Source organism: Parendozoicomonas sp. 2304DJ65-17 (assembly GCF_058148445.1).
Genome location: NZ_JBYVJV010000003.1, coordinates 224,993 through 246,330, shown reverse-complemented (window position 1 = coordinate 246,330; position 21,338 = coordinate 224,993). Strand labels below are relative to the sequence as shown.

Here is a 21,338-nt window from a genome sequence, read left to right as displayed (position 1 = left end):
GGCACGAGCAAAGAAAGAAGGGAAACTACGTGCTGGAAACCAAGGGCGTGTGTCGTTAGTCTACCGGGTTTTCTTCTTTGTACTGTTTTGTGGTTTGCCTTTTGAACGCTTCTGAAAAAAACTGGACTGATGAACAGCTGTCTGTCATCGAACACTGTGGAAGTCACGCTATTGTGACCGCAGTCGCCGGCAGCGGTAAAACCAGTACTCTGGTGGCTCATGTTCTCAGACAGCTGGAGCGAGGGCAGGACCCAGCCCGAATGCTGGTTCTTATGTTTAACCGTAGCGCCCGGGAAGATTTTCAGCGTAAACTTGCCCGCACGGCACATCCTGATCTGACTATGCCGGATATCCGCACCTATCACTCTATGGGATTGCGGCTGTACCAGTTTTTCGCCAAAGATGGCTTTTTGCCTCGCTGGACAGGTGATCCTTTGTCTGGCCCACGAATGGACTTTGAGTGCTGGAAAATACTGCAGCGGGTTGCACCCAGTAGTATGCAGGATTCTCTAAAGGCTAATAAAAGCAGCTGGGTCAGTGAGTTAACCGGGTTTATTGATCTGGTGAAGAGCACCACCCGTTCGCCAGAACTGGTATTTGAAGAGTACGAGTACGACAACCGTAAGAAGCTTTTGCTGGAAGGTTATCATGCCTTTGAATCCTGGCGTCTGGAACAATGTCTGATTACCTATGCGGATATGCTATATCAACCGGTGATGTTGATGTTGCGCCAGCCCGAGCTGGTGCAGCGTATTACCAATAAAATGGACCTGATGCTGGTGGATGAGTATCAGGATACCAATGAGGTGCAGCATACTCTGCTGAAGATGATTGCCGGGCGTCGTGCACAGGTAATGGTAGTTGGAGATCCAGATCAGACTATTTATGAATTCCGTGGTGCACGCCCAGAATATATTCTTAAAACCTTTGCCGAAGATTTCCCCGAACCAGTTCACTACTCACTGAGTTTTACCTTCCGCTATGGCCACAGGTTGGCTTTAGTCGCCGATCACTTGATTACCCGCAATCAGGGCAGGGGTGACACATTGTGTATCGCCCATGAGTCCACACCACCAACACAGGTTGAGCGGATTGAGAAGAATGATCATGCCCGCTGGTTATCCGACCACCTGACCACGCTTGTGGCAGGTGGTCGTCCACTGACCGATATTACCGTTCTGGTACGGTTATGGAGTCAGGCTGTTACCCTGGAACTTGCGTTATTAGAAGCTGGAATTCCTTTTATCAGCGAAGCAGAAAAAGGAGCCTTTGACCGTCAGGAAATTCAGTTTCTTCTGTATCTGTTGGAATTAGCTGCCGGACGTTATCAGGCAATGCCTACAGAAGCCCGATATCAACGATTCTGGCAATTACTTCGTTTTCCCCATGTTGGTATTCGGGATGACTGGTTGAAATCCTTTTGTCGATTGCTGTCTGAACAGGAGCAGAGTTACGGTCGCTGGATGATGAAACAGGCCGAAGGTTATTTACCGGATATCAGTGACTTTCAAAAAAACCGCCTGTTGGAACGTGGACGGATGTTGCTGCGAATAGAGCAGGGAAAGTTGTCGGCCGCAAAACTTTTGGAACGATATATTCTGGGCGTGGAGTTAAAGCCTTGGATATTAGAGTCGGCTCTGGATCGGGATCGTGCAGAAGAGCAGTTACTGGCCATAGACAGTTTTATTCGTTATCTGGCCTCAACACAGCATGATGCCAAGGCCGCCTGTGAGTTTTTTGATGACCTCCGGGAAAAACGACAGCAGAACACCAACAAAAAGAAGCGTACTCGGGAAAATGCCCTGTTGCTAACCAGTATGCATAAAGCCAAAGGTCTGGAGTGGCCAGTGGTTATTCTTCCTGGACTGATTGACCGGCAACTGCCATGCAGTATTGGCGATGAACCTTTAGGTGAAAGTGGTATTGAAGGGGAGCGTCGGCTTTTTTATGTGGCCATGACCCGGGCCAAAGAAGAACTTTATCTTGTCACCACTCCCAGTCCGGGCAGCCAGCCCACACAGACTGCTGATAAAATGCCAAGCCGTTTTATTGGGGAGCTGCGGGATAAACTTTCCTGTCAGGTGGGAGAATACCTTCATCAGAATTCTGAGGAGAGCCCCGAAGTATCTTTGGATTTTCCGAGATCAGATGTTGCTGAAAGTTATGTCGCGTCTGTTCGCCCGGGTTTGAAATTTACCTGGAGTGATAAGGCGAGAGCTATTCACTCTGAATTATCCCTACCCTGGCAGAAAACTGAGGTCAGTCACTCGATATTTGGGCAGGGAAAAGTTCTGTCGGAAACCGGTACCGATTTTAAAGTACGTTTTGATGATGGCAGTGAGTATGACTTCAGTAAGAAGAGCGCTCACTTATACTTTATTTAAAGGCTTAGTTTAAAGCCTCATGACTTGGCAGGAAGACGTTTCCATACCTGGGAGCGTCCAATCAGGGAAAAACCGATATAGCCGCGCACCTCTAGCTTTTCTCCCTGATCAAGGAGCTTCATACTGGCGGAATAAACCTTGCCGTTGGCGGGATCAAGGATCTTGCCTTTGTCATAGTCCTCATCAACTTTTTTCATTCCCCAGAGAATCTGCATACCTTCTATAGGCAGATTCTTTTTATCTCCGGAGCACTCGGTACATAAAGCGGTACGCTCCCGTTCATCCAGAATACGGATGATCCGGCCATTCCAGGTGCCATTGTCTTCCCAGATTTCTACATGGCTGGCTGGGGATTTGGTTTTATCATCAATAGTTATCCATATACCGGCAGGTGTCTGGCTATTTTTAACCACGCCTTGTTCCGCCAAACTTTTCTGGTGGATGCAAATCGTAGCTGCCAGCATTGCGTAAATGGTAAATGTGCTTAAGAGCCGTTTGTGGTTCCGCATACTCATAGCCCTGGGGTTAATGCTGCACTGAAGAGGCTTCAAGAGATTGATACTGCCTGTTCAATGAATGGAGCTTTAACTTAAGTTGGTGGTAGGTGTATCCCCGCTGGAAACGGGTGTAAACAAGATTGTAGGCCGCCAGCATAGCTGAGCCGAGAAAAATACTTATGGGCATACCTACCTGTGAATTCAATACTGCAGGCACTCGTGCGGGTAGCCCCCCGTTTGTCAGGTAGGTATACAAAAGAGAGAGTGCGGATGGAGCAACCATAAATGCTTCTTCAGCCATAAAAACACGACCAAACTCATGGCTATGAATAATAGGCAGGCGCCCAGAGCGGGCAATTAATGCGTTAACTCCGCCGGATACGGTAGCTGGCAATATGTAGGTTACTATCCCGCTGACAACCGCCCTTATATATGCAGAGTTTGATCTTCCCCAGGGGATGATTCCGGGCCAGCCCACATTATGGGGATAAAAGTGGGCCAGAAACAGGTTGTTAGCCACGCCAACGGCAATCACTCCAAGAGCGGTATAAACCCCCAAAGCCACTGTCTGGCTGATTTCGCCCTGACTCTCGAGCTCAGCCAGTTCGTCGGAGATTATTTCGACTTCCCTGAAAATGGATTCCTTAGTAACGGGGGGAAAGTAAGCCTTATATTTATCAATCAGCTTTATTTCAGGCAGGTTTTCGATAAGGCGAAGTTCGGCTGTGGGGTTGGTTTCTTCATCATAGGTTGATGATGCCATTCCCCCGCAAGGAACAAAGATTAAGGCTGCTATTCCGAACCCGGCCGCCTGAAAAGCTGTTTTAACCATAGAACCCCCAGCACTAAAGGGGCGGCAGTATAGTCAGGGGCTGAATAACTTGCCTCGCACACTGGCGCGATATTGCCCGGGAGTTGTTTCCATTTGTTTCCGGAATACCCGGTTAAAGTAACCGGCATCAGTAAATCCGCACCGTAAAGCAATATCACCAATTTCCAGATTGGTACTGTTGAGCAGGTCACGGGCACTTTCTACCCGTAACCGGGTCAGCCATTCTGTAGGCGTCATACCTGTTGCTTCCCGAAAACGACGGTTCAGGGTGCGCTGGCTCATTGAAAACTGCGAGGCTAACTCAACCATGGAAATATTGTGCTGGTGATGCTCATGCAGCCACTGCTGTACCAGAACAATGGTCTCATCAGGGTGCGGAGCGCTGGATTCAAAAGAGTAGAAAAGATCGCTATAACGCCGGCGGATTTCCGGAGAAAACTGTTGTTCAACCCGGGCAGAAATGCCCTGACCGAAAAGAGATTCAATAAGGTGGATGGTCAGGTCAGCAATGGAGTTCACACTGCCCGCACAATAGACCCGCCCGGCCTGGGTAATCAGATGGTGGCGTTTAAGCAATGTTTCAGGAAACATTTTGTTGAGAAGGTTGAGGTAAAACCAGTGGGTTGTTGCAGGTTTGCCATCCAATAAGCCAGTTCCTGCCAGGAGAAACACACCGGTACCGGTGGCACAAAGCCGGGCACCACCAGCGTGCTGCGCTTTAAGCCAGGTTGAAATTTCTGGCCATTGTTCCGGAAGGGGGGCCGGGTTTCTCCAGAACGACGGAATAAAAATAATGTCGGCCTGGGGAAGATCCTGGTATTCACAGCCAGGAATCAGTTTTAGCCCGCCGGTAGTTGTCACCGGCTCCAGGTTTTCTCCAACGATATGAAGTTTTGGCGCTTTACCTTTCTGCCGAGTAGCTCTGTGCATATGCCGGGCGGCATTCAACATCTCCAGCGGCAGGGTCAGGCTGGTAGCAATCATGCCATTCAGAGCCAGCAGATAAACAGACATAACCGGGTTCCATACACCGTCATAAGCCACAGTGCACCACGCTGAAGCATGAAATATGTGGGCACGATTACGGAAAAAAGTTACAAAAAGTAGTAATTGGCCATTATGTCTAATTATATGGCTAAAATATTCAGTCATGCAAAATGATCAAGGAATACACTTCTTGTCATATTTCTGAAACTTATTACTGGTCGAGGTTGTGCATGTCCCGACTCCCGCTACGTTTGCCATTAATCGTTGCCCAAGGTGGTATTGGCCCCGCTGGCCGTACGTCCGGCTTCCACGCTTATCGCCGTATGGTTATTGATACCCTGGAGAGTAGGGAAGCGATGGCTACCCTGAACAGCCTGTCCCGATTAACGGGTATTTCTGTGGAAGATCGTGAGGCATTATTGAATGCCACATTAATTCGTAAGTTGGACGGCACACTGTTTGATGCGGATGCGGTGACCCGCCACAAAGCCATGACCACCAAAGGCAGCAGTGAAATGTTGCTGTCTCGCAAGCAGCTGCCAACCCCTGTGCCTGCCAGCTGGCAGGTTACTGATACTGAAGACAAAGCTTTGGTCAAGGTGGTTATTCCTGAAGGCCAGCCTTTGTTGGTTCCTGAATCTTTTAGCCTACCTGTTCATGCTGCAGGTCAACTGCCAACCGGGTTCCACCCTGAAAAGCTTTACGCTTCCCGTAACCACCCTCGCGGACTGGCGATGACTGTTTATGGTGCCTCCGATGCCCTCAGCTCCATGGGGGTTGACTGGAATGTTCTGGATAAATTGGTTTCTCCAGAACAGGTGTCTGTCTATGCCGGCAGCAGCATGAGTCAGCTGGACCAGAATGGTAACGGTGGCTTGATGCAGGCTCGCCTGAAAGGGAAGCGTGTTACCTCCAAGCAGTTGCCCTTGGGCTTTGCGGAAATGCCAGCAGACTTTATTAATGCTTATGTGTTGGGCAGCCTGGGTACAACCGGTACCAGCATGGGGGCCTGCGCCACCTTCCTTTATAACCTGCGCCATGCCGCTGAAGATATTCAGAGTGGCCGTACCCGTGTTGCTCTGGTAGGAAACAGTGAAGCGCCTATTACTTCTGAAGTAATTGAAGGTTACGCCACTATGGGCGCGCTGGCTTCCGATAAAGCTTTACGAGCCCTGGAGGGCTTGGCGGAAAGTCAGGAACCGGATTATCGCCGTGCCTGCCGCCCATTTGGTGAAAACTGTGGCTTTACTCTGGCAGAATCTGCCCAGTTCTTTGTACTGATGGATGATGAGCTGGCTTTAGAAGTTGGTGCTGAAATTCTGGGTTCTGTTGCAGGCGTATTCATCAATGCCGATGGACCTAAGAAATCTATTTCCAGCCCCGGTGCCGGTAATTATCTGACTGTGGCACGGGCCGCAGCGCTAGGGCGTAATATTCTCGGTGATGAAGCCTTGCAGCGACGTTCTTTTGTTCAGGCTCACGGAACAGGTACTGCTCAAAACCGGGTAACCGAATCCGCCATCCTTAATGATGTAGCAGAAGCCTTTGGTATTGATAACTGGGCTGTCTCTGCAGTGAAGAGTTATGTCGGTCACTCTCTGGCAACAGCGGCAGCGGATCAGATGGTTTCAACCCTGGGGGTATGGAAGTACGGCGTTGTTCCCGGTATTAAGAGCATAGGTGGCGTACTGGCCGATGATGTTCATAACCAGAACCTGAATTTGCTTACTGATCATCTTCAGACTGGCACTGAATCAATGGATCTGGCACTGCTGAACGCCAAAGGTTTTGGCGGAAACAATGCTACGGCAACAGTTATCGCTCCTCATAAAACCCGCGAAATGCTAATTCGCCGTTATGGTAAAGATGCTCTGGCTGCATGGGAACGCAGAAATGAAAGTGTTTCTGCCCAGCAGGAAAAAGCTGAAGCCGTTAAACAGGCAGGCAATGATGAGCCAATCTATAACTTTGGCGAGGGTGTGATTGCACCGGAAGACATCAGTATCAGCAAAGAGAAGGTTATTTTGAATGGAAAGGAAGTAGAGCTTTCTACAAATAACCCGTTTGAGAGTTATTGTTAAGCATTATCTTCAAGGATGCCACTCGGCATCCTTGTCATTTACTGTATTAAGCTTCCAGAACTTCTTTTACCAGCTTGAAGTAGATTGTAAATACTTCTGGCTGCTGGCCTTCTCGCTCCACTACAAAAAAAGGCGCTTTATCTACGCCGAGTAGAGAAGAGAGCTGCATGCCTTCGCTGCCAGGATCATCTTCCCGGGCTTCAATAATACGGTCGATACTTTTGATATGACCTGAACTTTCCAGCTTTTCCATAACCTGGCCGCATTTGGCGCAGGGGCTGCCGTCCGCCAATATTTTTTTGACCATGGTAATTTTAGCGGGAGATGTCATAACAAAGGCCTGCACTGTTTTTATAGGTTAGAAGAGCATTGTACCCGTGTACTGGCTGCTCAGGGTAATAACAAAGAAGCATAAAAATATAATTGCTCCAATTGCATCAATTCGACTGCAACGATAGAGTGGCGCCGTATAAATACCTATAAAAATGAAAGCAAAAGCAGCGGGGAGTGACAGTGGAAATTGCATGTCTTGATCTGGAAGGGGTACTGATTCCGGAAATCTGGATTCGTTTTGCCGAGCAGACCGGTATTGAAGAGCTGAAAGCTACTACCAGGGATATTCCTGATTACGATGAACTGATGAAAATGCGGTTGTCGATTCTCGAACAGCATGGCTTGGGCATTCGTGAAATTCAGTCTGTTATCGCAGAAATGTCTCCCATGCCTGGTGCCAGAACATTTATGGACTGGTTGCGGGAAAACTTTCAGGTGGTGATCCTGTCCGACACGTTTTATGAATTTGCCCAACCATTTATGCGTCAACTGGGTTTCCCAACACTGCTTTGCCATAAGCTGGAAATAGGTGAGGGTGGCAAGGTGGAAGATTATAAGATTCGCCAACCTGATCCTAAGCGTTGTTCAGTAAAAGCTTTTCATAGTTTGAATTATCGGGTGATTGCGGCTGGAGATTCTTACAACGATACTTCCATGCTCTCAGAAGCCGAAGCAGGGATTCTGTTTAAGGCGCCAGATAATGTGATTGAAGAGTTCCCTCAGTTTCCGGCTGTGCATACCTATGAAGATTTAAAGCTGGAGTTTTGTAAGGCCAGTGTTCGGGATATACAACCTTAATTTTGAGGTGTTGGGTTACGCTGCTTTGCAGCTAACCCAACGTGTATAGCAAATTATAAGAATGCGTCCTGCAGCCCGTTAATCAAATTCCTGACCTTAGTCAAAGATTCCTCATACTCACTGTCACACTCTGAATCTGCAACAATCGCCCCACCACCCCAACAGCTGATTTTCTCACCATCAGCTACCAGTGTACGAATTGGAATATTGGTATCCATGCGGCCATTGCAGCTTATGTAGCCAATAGCGCCGCAATATACCGAGCGGGCATCGGGTTCCAACTCCCGAATAATTTCCATAGAACGAATCTTTGGTGCACCGGTAACTGAGCCGCCGGGGAAAGCATCCCGCAAAAGATCAATATTGCTCCGGCCTGCTGCCAGCTCGCCAGTTATTGTACTGACCATATGATGAACATTGGCGTAACTTTCCAAGCCAAACAGTGTCGGTACACGAATACTACCGTGGGTGCAGTTGCGGCCAAGATCATTGCGAAGCAAATCAACAATCATCAGGTTTTCTGCACGATCCTTAGTGCTGGATAAAAGTTCTGCGGCATAGGCTTTATCCTGGGCCGGAGTTTCACCCCTTGGTCGGGTGCCTTTAATGGGCTTGGTTTCAATCTGGCCATTCTCAGAAAGCAACAGCCTTTCTGGAGAGTGGCTGAGGATTCTCATCTCCGGAAAATCCAGATAAGCAGAAAAAGGGGTAGGGCTGACTTTTCGAAGATTCTTATAGGCCTGCCAAGGATCTCCTTTGTAAGGCGCGGAAAACTTTTGGGTCAGGTTAACCTGATAACAGTCACCAGAGGAAATCCAATCCTGAATGCGGTGAAAGGAATCATTGTACCGTTCACGGCTAATAGCTGGTTGAAAGCCGCTGGTGAGGTGGAAATCCTCATGCTGTTCAGGCTCATCAACCTCAGCCACTTCCATAAGGTGATCGAGGATGAGGTTCTTCTTCTCTTCAGTCAGTGAAGGATGAAAAAACACTTCACTGCTTTTTTTATGGTGGTCGGTAATCACTGCCCATAAATAAAGCCCGACGATCATATCCGGAGAGTCATGAGTGCGGGGAGGAATACGTGATGGTTCAAGCAAATGATTCAGTTCATATCCCCAGAATCCCACCAACCCGCCAGTAAAAGGGAGGTGGTTATGAGTCTGGCTTTCCAGCTTGTTTAATTGCTCTGCAAGGGTGTCAAAAGCGGACTGGTCACTTTGTACGGACGTTCTGTCACTTGGGTCATAGACGACAACGGCTTCACCATTGACGATAGTAACCAACTCCGGTGCTGCAGTAATGATGTCGTAACGGCTGGCACTGGAGGTTTGAGAACCGTAGGTTGGAGAGGTTCTTCTCTGGTTCTCAGTAGTATCGGAACTATCCAGCAACAGTGCGTGCCCCAGTGAACGTAGGGGTTCAAACCAGTCACCGGGGTTGGAGCGATAGGGTAAATGAGGCACAGAATGAAACGCCTTATAGTAACTTCTGAAGGCATTGTACTGATGACACCGGAGCAGGAAAAGTAAAGCCTGCAAAGATTGACTGAAATGACATTGGCTTTGCGTCTTCTTGGGGAATTGACAGGTAGTGCACAAACTTTGCACTATTGGACGCAAGAAACGTAAAGAAAAGTATGAGATTGTCGGTTTGCATTTTTGATCAATGCAGTTAGCATAAAACGACAAAAGAAAAATAAGAGTCTGACAGAGCAACCTACAAAAGCACTGCAAAGACCGAATAAAAAATAATAACAAGAACGCATACTTTATGAATCACTACACCTCCTGCTACGCCTCCGAAGGGGCGAGCGATCTTAAAGATAGTCTCAAGGGCAATATCTCCAGCCTGTTAAATCCATTATTGGCCGTTGTTCTGGTCGGCCTGTTTACCTGGACTCTGATGTAGCACCTGTTTTCATGTCAGTGATCTCAGTGCCTTTGGGTTTGTTGTTTGAGAATGCTGACTGGAAGTCACAGAGCACTGCACGTGCGTGCTTTGTAGTACACAGCCGCTTGCGGCAAACAACCTTATGGGAAGGCGTCGACGCCCGAACACAATGGAGAAAATAATAAAATGAAAAACTTCAAGATGCTGCCACTGGCGGTTGCGATGACAGCTATCTCGGCTGGTGCAAGCGCTATGCAGGAGCTCGACGAAGAGTTTATGTCTGAAGCAACTGGTCAGTCTGGTATTACCATTACGACCTCTATGCAGGCGGACATCGATAAAGCTTCTTATCGTGATGATGCAAACTCTGTGACTGCTGAAGGTATCAAACTGCGTGGTAACGGCGGTGGTAGCCTGAACCAGACTATCACTGTTGACGTGTTTGAAAATTCTCAGTTAGCTGCTGAAAAAGCTGGTCTGGAGACACGTGCAGCTGGTGACGCTATCAAGATTGGTGTAACTGCTCTTAATGCTGATGTTGATATCGCCGCAGTTCGTATGGGTGCTGCCGATGCTCAGGGGCATGCTGGTGGTAACTCAATCGGTCGTATCGAAATCGACAATCTGAGTGCGGCAGGTACTGATACTTACGTTTATGCACTGGACGGTCAGACTGGTATCGGTATTGATACTGTTGTTAACCAGAATATTACGCGTGTTGTTTATCAGGATATCGGTTATGACAGTGCGACTGGTAACACTGTAGCTGACGACAATGGTACCATTCAGTTACACGGCATCAACCTGTCTTCTATCGACATGACTGGTACTGAGATCCATATTCTTGATGGAACAAATGGTGAGGCTATCAATGGTAACGATACCATTAAGATTAACCAGCCTGCGATCACCAACGGCAGCATGAGTGTTGGCGCTATCCAGATTGGTGCCTCTGACATCGCTACTGCAGCAGGTCAGGACGAAGTAATCGGTTCTGCGGATATTAAGGGCATCACTACTGTGGCATCCCCTGTATATATCTACACTGAAGATGGCAACGAAGGCCTTCGTATTCGCCAGACAACTAACGTTTCTGCTTCAGAAGTTAGTTACATTTCTGGCGGCTTGAGCGGTTATGGTGTTAACGCTGCTGCTCGTGATAACGATGGCAAGGGCTCCGTTACTCTGGCGGGTGTTAACTTCCAGAGTGCTGCATCTGATATCAAGATTGATGTTGTTGCTGGTGGTGTAACCATCGATTCTCCGCTGACAAATGCTAGCCTGACTGTGGCTGATATGCAGCTGGGTGGTAACAGCATGGGTGGTCTGGCCGTTACTGGTCTGAACATCACTCAAAACGCAGTAACTATTACTGCTCACTAAGTTGTAAACATTGCCGGCCCGCTTGTTGGGTCGGCAATGCTATTTCGTCAGGGTATTTTGGAAAGATGGTCAATTAAATCTAGAGATCATTTTCCTAAAATGCCTTCTGATTAGATCTTGTTATATAGGTTAAGTTCTATAAATCAATAATTATATGGATCGTACAGGGATTAAGGGATTGAATAATTTTATAAAACTGCCATTGGCTATTTTTGTTTGCATGGGAAGCCTTTCGGTAGAAGCTGATCTTGTTGCTCTGGCTGATGATGATATGGGAGCTATGACTGGTCAGTCTGGCATCAGTATTACATCGACCGTTAATGCGACAATTGAAAGTGCGGCTTATATTGATGATGGGCAAAGCTTGCGTCTGGAAGGTATTAAGCTTCATAACGATGATGCTGGTTTTACCCAGCAAATCGATATTGATGTTGTCAGTGGTGGTGATGTTTTGGCGCGTGAGGTTAGTGCTGCAGATGCCTTGGCGCAAACAGCTGTCGATAATGCTGTAGCAGCTCGTGATCTGGATGCGGAAGCAGCAAGAACTGCAGCGGTCAATCAGTATGTAGTTGATAATGGCGGCCTGCCTACAGATGCTGGAGCCGTTGCTGCCGGTAATGCAGCATATAACCAATATCAAACTGACAATCCGGTTGATTCGACAACGATTTTCAATAATCAGAAGTCTGTTTATCTGGCCGGGAGTTCAGATTATCAGCGCTTTCAGCGGGCCAGTGGGGATGCGATTCAGTTAACTGTCGGTGATGTAACTGTTGATGCTGATGTTGCTGCTATTAGGGCGGGAGCTAATACCAGCTCTTTTGGTAGTGTCGAGATTGATGACTTGTCTCTCCAAGGATCAAAAACTTATATCTATGCTCTTAAAGGTGAAACTGGTATTGGTCTTGATGCTGTTGTTAATCAGAGTATCGGACGTGTTGTTTACCGAGATGTTGGTTATGACGGTACCGACGAAGTTTCTGATGACAACGGTACCATCCAGATTCATGGAATCAATATGTCATCTATCGATATGACAGGTACTGAGATTCATATCTTGGATGGTACGGATGCAGAAGCGATTAATAGTAACGATACTATCAAGATTAGTCAGCCTGCTATCAGTGGTGGAAGTGTGAGTGTGTCCGCCATTCAAATTGGTGCATCTGATATTGCGACAGCTGCTGGTCAGGATGAAGTGATTGGCTCAGCGGATATTAAAGGAATAACAACTCAGGCCAGCCCGCTTTATATCTATACAGAAGATGGTAATGAGGGCATACGTATCCGTCAGACAATCAATGTGTCTGCGTCAGAAGTTAGTTATATCTCTGGTGGCTTGACTGGTTATGGTGCTACTTCTGCTGACCGCGATAATGATGGCAAAGGTTCTATAACTCTGGCGGGTGTTAATTTTCAGAGTGCAGAGTCAGATGTAAAGATTGATGTTGTTGCAGGTGGTTTGTCTATCGACTCCCCGCTGACTAATGCCAGCCTGGCTGTGAATGATATACAGCTAGGTGGTAACAGTATGGGTGGTCTGGCTATTACAGGTCTCAACATTACGCAAAATGCAGTGACTATTGCAGCTCATTAAGTGGTATATGCCAGCTTGCTTAACCAGGCTGGCATTCTTTTGTTGACGTTTTGGGAATGTTAATGATGCAAGGAAAAACTTTACAAAAGCTTGGCTTGGCCATTTATTTAGCCAGTTTTTCTAAAGTTCTTTCAGCGGAGCTGGTGAGCCTTTCAGAAGAAGAAGCGCGCTCAGCGACGGCTCAGGCCTCCATAGAGGTTGAGGCTTCCCTGTATGTCAATGCCAATGTTGTAACTTTCGAAGATGAAGCAAATAGCACCACTCCTAATGATATAGGGGGTGGTAAACTGCGGTTTGAAGAGTTTGAGCTTGGTCACAACTTTATTGATGGCCAGGTTGACACGGTTAATAACCCGAATGGGCAGCTCGACCTTAAATTGCTTATTGAAGTGATGCCGGTTGCAGAGCTCGCGCCTGGCACGCCAGCTATTGATTTGGCTGAGGGTGATGTGCTCAAACAGCAAATGAGTGAGCTGACGGCTGACGTCAAGATAGGGGCCATTCGTTCTGGCGAGGACAATAGCGCCCCAAGTTTTGGTCAGTTGTTTATTGATGAGCTGCAGATTGATGAATCTGTCACCTATCTCTATTCCATTCAGGATTCCACATCCATTGGTATTGATACCGTTATTAACCAGACAATTGGTCGAATTGAATACAGTGATGTCGAAACAAATGGTTCTCCAAACCCTGAGGGTGGCGGTTCCATTGCCTTAAACGATGTCAAAATGTCGGAGTTGAATCTTTACGGAACCCGGCTTGATGCTATATCCAGTGAGGATAACCCTTTCAATAACTCTGCCGCTGTTCAGGTGACCTTACCATCCATTACTAATGGTTTTGTCAGCATTGGGGGGGTTCAGATTGGTGGTGAGCGAGACCGCAACAGTGCTACCTATTACGATGAGCAAGTGATGGCTGTAACAATGTCTGGGTTGCAGACTGATTCAAGCACTCTCTCAATTTATACCCCAACTTTAGGTGATGGAATACGTCTTGCGCAGTCTATGAATCTGAGGGTAGATAATCTTGCTGTCGTGGATGGAACACTCGATGTGGCAACAGCTGTGCGCCGCTCTCTGGCTTATAGTGCTGAGACCGTTAGGCAGGATCTTTCCCAGCTTCGGGTGTCGAAAGGGTACGATGTTACTGGCAACCCGGCTTCAGGTGTGGACTCTGAGTATGATGATCTCTTTGGCAGCTTAACTGCTCTTGAAGGGCAGCTTGCCACTCTTGATAGTGTCGATACTGCCGCCTTGGAGGCTCAGGCAGGACAGCTTAACGCTGGTTATTATCAGGAAGGAAGTGAAGATAATGATGGTGTGGGGTCTGTTACCTTCAAAGGTATGACTATTCAGAGTGATCAAAGCATAGTCTCCATTGATATTGATACCGATAATGCTTTGGTTATATCGGCACCCATTACTAATGGCCGTATTGGTATCGAGGATATCTATGTCGGCAGCAACAGTATTGGTGGTTTTGTTGTCGATGGGTTAAATATGCCAGTCAATGAATACCGAATAACTGGGAAACAGTGATACCGATAAAGCTTGACCTGGTTCACGTTTTGGCATCCAATGTCGCTTAATGATGGATAAAAAGAAAAAACATCATGATTGAAGTTTTAGTTGGCAGTCTAATGACCGTGTTCGGTGTAACTACCGCTCTTGAGGTGAAGCCCAAGGATCAAGGCACGGTTTACTACGAGCAGCAAGCGGGTATGACTGTGATGGATCAGACAAATGTAGATCCGCTAAGCCAGCTTAAGTTCAAGAATATCGTTCGCCAGGCTTACGACTACAGCTGTGGCGCTGCGGCTCTTACTACTCTTCTCGATTATTACCTTGGCCGAAACCTGACGGAGCGTCAGGTGATGGAAGGTCTTCTAAAATTCGGCGAAGCGGAAAAAATTGTTTCCCGTCGAGCATTCTCCCTGTTGGATATGAAGCGGTTTGTGCGAGCTATCGGTCACCGTTCTGGTGGTTACAAAGCCTCCATTGATGATTTGATCGATCTCGACCACCCGGCCATCGTTCCTATTGAATATGCAGGCTTCAAACACTTTGTTGTTGTGCGGGATGTTTATGAGGGTCATGTGTATGTGGCCGATCCGGCTGTAGGAAATATTAGTTTTACTCTTGCACGATTTCAGGAAGTCTGGGACAGGAACGTATTGTTTATTGTGTTTCCTAATGGTCACGCACCTCTACCGAACCTGGAGCTAAGGCCAGAAGATATGCGGGTTGTGGAAGATGAAACCATTACTTATCTCGCCTTTAATGAGCTGCCGCAGTTTAACCAGCCCATGGAGCGGCGGGCTGATGATGCAGCGGCTGCTGTGCGCGCTATTCAAGCAGTGGAGACGCAAACTAATGGTTCCACGACGGGTGGCTGGAGCTATAAAAGACAGTAAAGCTGTATTGACAGAAAATGCCAGGCTGGTGACATTTATGACAAAAGCGTCATGTTAGCCCGGTCAGTCTTTACCTAACCACTGACCGTTATACTAAATAAAACACCAAATAAGCGCACTGCGTCACATATTCTGGGGTGCAGGCAAAATAACAACAATAAGGGCGTTTCAGAATGAAGTTCAACAGACTGTTTTCCTGTCTGATTATGAGCGGGCTGATGGCATCCAGCCAGTTGTATGCAGCTTCTGACGATAAAGCGCGCGCTGCACTCGGCCAGCAAGATAGTGATACCTCTCAAGAGAAACAGCTTGAAGAGGTATTCCAGGCTGCAGAGAAGAGTTACTCACTTTTGAAATCTGGTGATACCCGTCTCACTTACTCTTTTGACTATTCTAACTTCCGGGACAGTCGTATTGACTATGTTGCTGCCGCTGCAAATAATGCTGGTCCTGTCAGTTATGTAGAAAATTCTTCTGAAAACACTTTTACCAATACTTTCAGTTTTGACTACGGTATTTGGAATAACCTGACGCTCTCTGTACGTATTCCTCTGGTGGCCAAATACTCTGATATTAAGTCTTTGGATGGACGAGCGTACCGAAACCAAGAGAAAGAGGCCTATGGTCTTGGCGACGTTTCATTCAGCCTGCGTTGGCAGCCATTTGAAGTGAAGCCGGGTCGACCATCTTTGACCTTGTACAGCAGTCTTTCTACCAAAACTGGTGACAGCCCTTACGATATTAACCTTGCTAAAGATATTCCTACCGGATCGGGTTATTACTCTCTTGGTTTTGGTGCCAATATGAGTCATGTACTTGACCCTGTGGTGCTGTTCGGTTCAGCAGGTTATACCTTTAACCTGAAGGAAACTGGTATAGATCAGTTCCGTGGGCCACAAGATCAGCCTGTTGCAAGCATTCAGGATCAGTTTGTGCTCGACGAAGTTAACCCTGGTAATAGCTATAATTTGAGCATGGGCTTTGCTTATTCCCTTTCCTATGATGTTTCCATGAGTGCTTCCTATCAGATGTCTTACTCGGAAGCTTCTGAGTTCAAGTTTAAAGACGGACGAACGGTGGAATCTGCAACCAGTACCAGTGGTGTTGTTAACTTGTCACTTGGGTTGCGGGCATCACCAAGTTATATCGTTAATGTGAATGCTGGCTTTGGTCTTACAGAAGACTCTCCAGATATTCTGCTGGGTTTTTCTCTGCCGCTTGATCTGGATGGTTTAAAAGCAGAGTAGATGTTATTGCAAAGAATAAAACTATAAAGCTGTCGCGGTTTTAGCGATGCAATATCAATAAAAGAATAATAAGAAGAACTCTGTTGTATGCAGAATTATAAATTCGATACATCTCCGTTTTTTAGACGATCAGTACTGCTTTGTTTGGGCGCTGTTCTTTTTGTGACAGCTTCCACAGTACGGGCTCAGCTAGCGCAGAACCTGACCATTGGTAACCCAAAGGCTATGGCTCTGGCTAATGCTGTGACTGCTGATTTTGTCGGGATGGATAATGTTCACTTTAACCCCGCTGGTTTAACAAAACTAAAAGGCCGCCAGATAGAGACCAAGCTGTTTGGTGGCTATATGGATATTCGTGCAAAATTTGAAGCGCCACCTGATTATGGTTTCTTCGGCTTCGATGCAGATGAAGATCCAGTCGTAGGGAAGACCAGTAAAGCTAATACGCCAGTTATGTTTATCCCAGGCTTCGGGATGGTTGATGTACCTGTGCTGTTTGCGCCGTTAAATGGTATTTCTTTCTCGCCACCGGGCTCCAAGTTTACTTTCGCGAATAATCTTTATGCGCCAATGGCCTTGGGCTTTAAAAGGGATGGAGATGATCCTGGTCGATTCCAGGGTGAGCAAATGGCTCTTCAGCGCATTACTTATCTTTCCCCGACAATTGCTTATCAGGTTAATGATCGTCTTTCTTTCGGCTTATCTGTTGGCTTTTCCCATCAGGCCATGGGAATTCAGCAGGATATGCGAACACCGAACGACCTTGTAGCGCTTACAGCAAACCCTGCCATCCAATCTTTAGCCTGTGATATTGCTGGTCTGAATATTTTTGTAGGTATCTTCCTGAATATTTGTGGCGGCCGTCAACCAGATGGCTCAGCTGGTATCCATCCTTTCAAGCCTATTGGTGAGTTGACTATTGAAATGGAGGAGCGGCTTTCGCCCACATACAATATTGGTGTTCAGTGGGAACCTTATGATTGGCTACGCCTTGGTGCTGTTTACCAAAGTGGTGCCGAGATGTCCCTTTCTGGTGATTACACCATGAAGTATGATGAAGGCTTCTTCCAGTTTTTAGAAGGGTTTGCCGGGTATCAGGGCTTGCCATCTATTTTCGGACAGGCTCTGGTTGGAGGTACATCCCGTAAAGCAACTGAGACTGGTAAAGCATATCTTGATATGGAGTATCCAGCTCACTTTGCCATCGGTGCAAGTATCGATCTTACTCCCAAGCTAACAGTTAATCTTGATGCCAAATGGACTGACTGGGCTGTATGGGATGAATTTAAAATAGAGTTCGATCGTGAATTGGCTGCAGCGCAGTTTGCCCGGATTCTGGCACCAGGCGATGCATCTTCAGCACCTACTTATATCACTATGCCTCGTGGTTACAAGAGTGTTTGGAGCTGGGCTGTTGGAATGGAATACGACTACACCAGTCGTTTAAGTCTGCGTGCTGGTTATGAAAACCGCCCATCAGCCATCCCTAAAGACAAAGCGGATGTTATGGCTCCTCTGGGGGATGCTCACTTGATTGGCTTGGGTTTCGGCTATCAGTGGGATAAGGAATCTGTTGTTGACTTTGGTTTTCAGTATATGTGGTCTCGTCAAAAAATCCCTGCAGGAACCAGTTGTAATGCCAACTGTGATGGTTTGACCGATGTTATTTATAACCCTTACGCGGGTCTGGATATAGAAACAAGCGTTGATGCTTACATCTTCTCTCTGACCTATAGAACACGCTTCTAAAGCACAATCTCACTAGGTGCCCACTCTGGGCACCATAAAAGCTTGCAAGAAAGCCTTTTTCTCCGCACCATGCCCCTAGATGTGATGCAGGACTCCAATAATAATGAAATCTCTTGCGACCTCCCTTTCTGCTATTAGTTTTTCGCTACTTGTCTGTTCTTACTCTGTGCAGGCCGAAGAGCGCTGGTTCACCTACATCGACGAAAAAGGCAAAGTCCAGAACCTGTTTCTGGATGATGAGTTTAAAGATCAGCAAAACAACGCCAACAGTCGAATCTCTCTTTCTGGTTACACCAATACTGCTGACTCTCCCGAAAGTATCGCCTGGCAGGGTGCGACTGGTGGTGTAAAAGAAAGCCGCCGTCGTTATTTCTCTTATGTTGATGGTGAAGGGAACCTTCAGAGCAGCTTCTTTGCCAATACGCCTTCATCAACCAGCAAAAAGGATTACGTGCTGGGTTCTGGTGAGCGCGTCTCTGGTTACATTGATGCTGACAAGCTTCAGGCGCGAGGATTTGTCAGGGAAGGGGATGGCCTGCCTTTTTTTACCTGGATGGATGAAAATGGGCAGATGCAAACTGGCTCAATAAGTCCTGAGCAGCGAGGTTTGGCTTTTGTCAGTCCAAGTAATCGTTTGCCTGGCCTTGGAGGAGGGTATTCTGCTCCCAGTGACGGATATGAGATCATGATTCGTGCTCCGCAGGCTTTGCCTGCTCCAGCAGCAGGGCAAGAGCTGACTTCAGAATTGTCGACAATTCTGGATGCTGACCGCGAAAAGCGTAAGTCCCGCCCACGAACACGGGATCAGCAACTGGTTGAAGATATGCGCCGGGGTTGCTGTCGCACAATCAATATTACTAATTTTATTCCCCTTGATCGGGGTGATAGCCACTTCGAAACATTTAATTATTTATCGCCAACCTTCTCGTTCCCGTCTGGAATCAGCCCTTATGTCGGTATTGTTTTACCAGATACTGCAGGAAAAATGTCGGTGAGAGTTCGCAGTTTTGCTGATGAAGACAAGTCCTCTTTTATCTACCCAACCCTGCTGTTCCTTGATTCACGCCGCGAGCCAACCCGAATGGTGACCGATGCCGTGTATCGCCTGAAGCCAGAGAGTTGGGGCAGTTACGCCAGTATTGAAGGTATTGTTCAGGTGAAACCCTGGCTGGGTGAGAAGTATGTTGTTGTGATGACCACTGACCGAGACCTTGAACAGCAGACCCTTGATAACCGGCCTTACGACCGCCCGCTGGATAATGAAACTCCAGATCCTGAGCAGGGACTGCTGGCTCGTCAGCATACAGTTGACGGTAGTTTTGAGGTTTCACTTCTTAAACGATAGCTGTTCAATTTCATAGATTGTCAACAATTCAGGCTTGACTGTAGGTGTTTTCCGCAATAGGCTCACAGTCATCTTATGAATTGTTGACAATTTTTCTATGAATGATGTTTCTCCACGCACTTTGTCTGACCAGTTATTTAAACAACTGCAGCAGGCTATTGTCCGTGGTGAGATTCCTGCAAACTCCCGCCTGAGTGAAGCCAGCCTTGCCAGCCAATATGGCGTGAGCCGTGGTCCATTGCGTGAAGCAATTCATCGTCTTGAAGGCCGCAGGCTTGTTGTGCGCACTCCCCATAGTGGCACTCGTGTTGTTTCTTTAAGCCATGAAGAGCTGATTGAGATTTATCAGGTGCGGGAAGTCCTGGAAGGTTTAGCCTGTCGTTTAGCCGCTGAGAATATGAGTGCTGAACAGGTTGAGCATATGTACAGCCTGCTGGATGAACACAGTCAACAATCCGAGTTTCAGGAGGGGCGGGCCTATTTCCAGCAGGAAGGTGACCTGGATTTCCATTACCGCATTGTTATGGCTTCCGGTAACCGTCGTTTAATTGATAGTTTGTGTGGTGAGCTTTATCACCTGTTGCGAATGTATCGCTATCAGGCCAGTACTGGCCCCAAGCGTCCTGAGAAAGCTTTTACTGAACACCGCCAGATAGTCGATGCGCTGGCTGATAAAGATGCCGAAATGGCCGAGCTTCTTATGCGCAGACATATTCGTACCGCACGTCTGCGCCTTGAAACCCTTCATCGTGATTCCTGCTCTGATAAAGACAGGAACACTCCAAACAAGAACAAGAAAACCAGAATAGAGAAGGATGCAGTGATATGAGTCAGTCTTCTGCAGGGCGTCGTTTTCGTGATGCCGTAGCGAATAACAATCCATTGCAGGTTGTGGGAACTATTAATGCCTACGCTGCCATGATGGCTGAGAAGGTAGGACACCAGGCTATCTACCTATCTGGCGGCGGTGTTGCCAATGCTTCCTACGGTTTGCCTGATCTGGGTATGACATCTTTGAATGATGTGTTGGAAGATGTACGTCGTATTACTTCTGCCTCAAGCCTACCGCTTCTGGTTGATATTGATACTGGCTGGGGTGGAGCCTTCAATATCGCCAAAACCATTAAAGATATGGAAAAGGCAGGCGCTGCTGCGGTTCATATTGAAGATCAGGTGGCGCAAAAACGCTGTGGACATCGCCCGAATAAGGCCATTGTTTCCAAAGAAGAGATGGTTGATCGGGTAAAAGCTGCGGTAGATGCCCGCACCGATGATGATTTTGTCATTATGGCCCGTACCGATGCTTTGCAGGTTGAAGGTGTTGAGGCGGCTATTGAACGTGCCTGCCTGTGTGTGGAAGCCGGTGCCGATATGATTTTCCCGGAAGCCATGCATACTCTGGAAGAGTATCAGCGCTTTGTTGATGCTGTGAAAGTTCCAACTCTTGCCAATATTACTGAGTTTGGTGCCACTCCACTGTTTAACTGCGAGCAGCTGGCCAGTGCCGGTATTGATCTGGTGCTCTATCCTCTCAGTGCTTTCCGTGCCATGAACAAAGCAGCATTAAATGTTTACCAGACGTTGCTGCGGGATGGCACTCAGGAAGGTGCGCTGGATTCCATGCAGACGCGTATGGAACTGTATGATTTCCTTGGCTACCACGATTACGAGCAGACTTTGGATCGTTTGTTTGCAGAAGACAAGAACAAATAGAGAGCCATAAAAGGTTCAAAAATAATAAAAAGAAACTCCGACCGGAAATAAAAACACAACAAGGTTCGTAAGTTATAACGAAC

Annotated in this window: 18 protein-coding genes; 13 read left to right on the top strand and 5 right to left on the bottom strand. The window is 47.3% G+C overall.

The annotated features are described in order from the left end of the window. Positions 1-101 precede the first annotated feature (101 nt). A complete protein-coding gene (locus ACY2RR_RS10540) occupies positions 102-2,384 on the top strand; it encodes an ATP-dependent helicase (RefSeq protein WP_490108107.1) in 2,283 nt (760 codons plus the stop codon). Positions 2,385-2,401: 17 nt separating this feature from the next. Here ACY2RR_RS10540 and ACY2RR_RS10535 read toward each other — a convergent pair whose 3' ends face one another. From ACY2RR_RS10535 to ACY2RR_RS10525, 3 genes are read right to left on the bottom strand one after another with little or no spacing between them, the layout of a single operon-like run. After that, complete coding sequence (locus tag ACY2RR_RS10535) at positions 2,402-2,893, bottom strand: DUF2147 domain-containing protein (protein ID WP_490108106.1); 492 nt, start codon at positions 2,891-2,893, stop codon at positions 2,402-2,404. A 16-nt stretch (positions 2,894-2,909) separates the two neighbouring features. Further along, positions 2,910-3,713 (bottom strand): hypothetical protein, encoded by an 804-nt coding sequence (locus ACY2RR_RS10530; protein WP_490108105.1) that lies wholly within the window; start codon positions 3,711-3,713, stop codon positions 2,910-2,912. Between the two features lie 33 nt (positions 3,714-3,746). Further along, positions 3,747-4,727 carry a GlxA family transcriptional regulator gene (locus ACY2RR_RS10525; RefSeq protein WP_490108104.1) on the bottom strand — a complete coding sequence of 327 codons (981 nt, stop codon included), beginning with the start codon at positions 4,725-4,727 and terminating at the stop codon, positions 3,747-3,749. Between the two features lie 203 nt (positions 4,728-4,930). On the opposite strand from ACY2RR_RS10525, the gene ACY2RR_RS10520 reads away from it, so the two are divergent. Then, on the top strand, positions 4,931-6,781 hold the full coding sequence (locus ACY2RR_RS10520) for a beta-ketoacyl synthase (protein ID WP_490108103.1): 1,851 nt from the start codon (positions 4,931-4,933) through the stop codon (positions 6,779-6,781). Between the two features lie 46 nt (positions 6,782-6,827). Here ACY2RR_RS10520 and ACY2RR_RS10515 read toward each other — a convergent pair whose 3' ends face one another. After that, the gene (locus ACY2RR_RS10515; RefSeq protein ID WP_490108102.1) at positions 6,828-7,112 is read right to left on the bottom strand and encodes a hypothetical protein; all 285 of its coding nucleotides are present in this window, start codon (positions 7,110-7,112) and stop codon (positions 6,828-6,830) included. A gap of 182 nt (positions 7,113-7,294) precedes the next feature. Here ACY2RR_RS10515 and thrH point away from each other — a divergent pair, with 182 nt between their 5' ends. Continuing rightward, positions 7,295-7,912 carry a bifunctional phosphoserine phosphatase/homoserine phosphotransferase ThrH gene (gene thrH, locus ACY2RR_RS10510; RefSeq protein WP_490108101.1) on the top strand — a complete coding sequence of 206 codons (618 nt, stop codon included), beginning with the start codon at positions 7,295-7,297 and terminating at the stop codon, positions 7,910-7,912. A 53-nt stretch (positions 7,913-7,965) separates the two neighbouring features. On the opposite strand, the gene pabB is transcribed toward thrH, so the two are convergent. Next, a complete protein-coding gene (gene pabB / locus ACY2RR_RS10505; RefSeq protein ID WP_490108100.1) occupies positions 7,966-9,378 on the bottom strand; it encodes an aminodeoxychorismate synthase component I in 1,413 nt (470 codons plus the stop codon). Between the two features lie 307 nt (positions 9,379-9,685). Here pabB and ACY2RR_RS10500 point away from each other — a divergent pair, with 307 nt between their 5' ends. The 10 genes from ACY2RR_RS10500 to prpB all read left to right on the top strand — a co-directional run bounded on the left by ACY2RR_RS10500 (position 9,686) and on the right by prpB (position 21,255). Further along, positions 9,686-9,823: a hypothetical protein gene (locus ACY2RR_RS10500; RefSeq protein ID WP_490108099.1), complete on the top strand. Its 138-nt coding sequence runs from the start codon at positions 9,686-9,688 to the stop codon at positions 9,821-9,823. Positions 9,824-9,991: 168 nt separating this feature from the next. Beyond that, entirely contained in the window at positions 9,992-11,188 is a 1,197-nt protein-coding gene (locus tag ACY2RR_RS10495; protein WP_490108098.1) for a DUF6160 family protein, read from the top strand. 178 nt (positions 11,189-11,366) lie between these two features. After that, positions 11,367-12,785 carry a DUF6160 family protein gene (locus ACY2RR_RS10490; RefSeq protein ID WP_490108097.1) on the top strand — a complete coding sequence of 473 codons (1,419 nt, stop codon included), beginning with the start codon at positions 11,367-11,369 and terminating at the stop codon, positions 12,783-12,785. Positions 12,786-12,847: 62 nt separating this feature from the next. Further along, complete coding sequence (locus ACY2RR_RS10485) at positions 12,848-14,326, top strand: DUF6160 family protein (RefSeq protein ID WP_490108096.1); 1,479 nt, start codon at positions 12,848-12,850, stop codon at positions 14,324-14,326. 74 nt (positions 14,327-14,400) lie between these two features. Beyond that, positions 14,401-15,201, top strand: coding sequence for a C39 family peptidase (locus tag ACY2RR_RS10480; RefSeq protein ID WP_490108095.1), 801 nt, complete (start codon positions 14,401-14,403; stop codon positions 15,199-15,201). Between the two features lie 173 nt (positions 15,202-15,374). Next, positions 15,375-16,448, top strand: coding sequence for a transporter family protein (locus tag ACY2RR_RS10475; protein WP_490108094.1), 1,074 nt, complete (start codon positions 15,375-15,377; stop codon positions 16,446-16,448). 162 nt (positions 16,449-16,610) lie between these two features. After that, positions 16,611-18,197, top strand: a complete 1,587-nt coding sequence (locus ACY2RR_RS10470) for an outer membrane protein transport protein (RefSeq protein WP_490108093.1) — start codon at positions 16,611-16,613, stop codon at positions 18,195-18,197. Between the two features lie 103 nt (positions 18,198-18,300). Continuing rightward, a complete protein-coding gene (locus ACY2RR_RS10465) occupies positions 18,301-19,542 on the top strand; it encodes a MalM family protein (RefSeq protein WP_490108092.1) in 1,242 nt (413 codons plus the stop codon). 97 nt (positions 19,543-19,639) lie between these two features. After that, positions 19,640-20,371, top strand: coding sequence for a GntR family transcriptional regulator (locus ACY2RR_RS10460; RefSeq protein ID WP_490108091.1), 732 nt, complete (start codon positions 19,640-19,642; stop codon positions 20,369-20,371). Further along, positions 20,368-21,255 (top strand): methylisocitrate lyase, encoded by an 888-nt coding sequence (gene prpB / locus ACY2RR_RS10455; RefSeq protein ID WP_490108090.1) that lies wholly within the window; start codon positions 20,368-20,370, stop codon positions 21,253-21,255. The genes ACY2RR_RS10460 and prpB overlap by 4 nt, the downstream gene beginning before the upstream one ends. Positions 21,256-21,338: the final 83 nt, after the last annotated feature.

Bases quoted from the DNA above. Each gene is read 5' to 3' on its own strand.
- ACY2RR_RS10495 (WP_490108098.1), top strand. From the start codon at position 9,992: ATGAAAAACTTCAAGATGCTGCCACTGGCGGTTGCGATGACAGCTATC.
- ACY2RR_RS10485 (WP_490108096.1), top strand. From the start codon at position 12,848: ATGATGCAAGGAAAAACTTTACAAAAGCTTGGCTTGGCCATTTATTTA.
- ACY2RR_RS10525 (WP_490108104.1), bottom strand. From the start codon at position 4,727: ATGTCTGTTTATCTGCTGGCTCTGAATGGCATGATTGCTACCAGCCTG.
- ACY2RR_RS10520 (WP_490108103.1), top strand. From the start codon at position 4,931: ATGTCCCGACTCCCGCTACGTTTGCCATTAATCGTTGCCCAAGGTGGT.
- ACY2RR_RS10475 (WP_490108094.1), top strand. From the start codon at position 15,375: ATGAAGTTCAACAGACTGTTTTCCTGTCTGATTATGAGCGGGCTGATG.
- ACY2RR_RS10535 (WP_490108106.1), bottom strand. From the start codon at position 2,893: ATGCGGAACCACAAACGGCTCTTAAGCACATTTACCATTTACGCAATG.
- ACY2RR_RS10460 (WP_490108091.1), top strand. From the start codon at position 19,640: ATGAATGATGTTTCTCCACGCACTTTGTCTGACCAGTTATTTAAACAA.
- prpB (WP_490108090.1), top strand. From the start codon at position 20,368: ATGAGTCAGTCTTCTGCAGGGCGTCGTTTTCGTGATGCCGTAGCGAAT.
- ACY2RR_RS10465 (WP_490108092.1), top strand. From the start codon at position 18,301: ATGAAATCTCTTGCGACCTCCCTTTCTGCTATTAGTTTTTCGCTACTT.
- ACY2RR_RS10480 (WP_490108095.1), top strand. From the start codon at position 14,401: ATGATTGAAGTTTTAGTTGGCAGTCTAATGACCGTGTTCGGTGTAACT.
- ACY2RR_RS10530 (WP_490108105.1), bottom strand. From the start codon at position 3,713: ATGGTTAAAACAGCTTTTCAGGCGGCCGGGTTCGGAATAGCAGCCTTA.
- ACY2RR_RS10500 (WP_490108099.1), top strand. From the start codon at position 9,686: ATGAATCACTACACCTCCTGCTACGCCTCCGAAGGGGCGAGCGATCTT.
- ACY2RR_RS10515 (WP_490108102.1), bottom strand. From the start codon at position 7,112: ATGACATCTCCCGCTAAAATTACCATGGTCAAAAAAATATTGGCGGAC.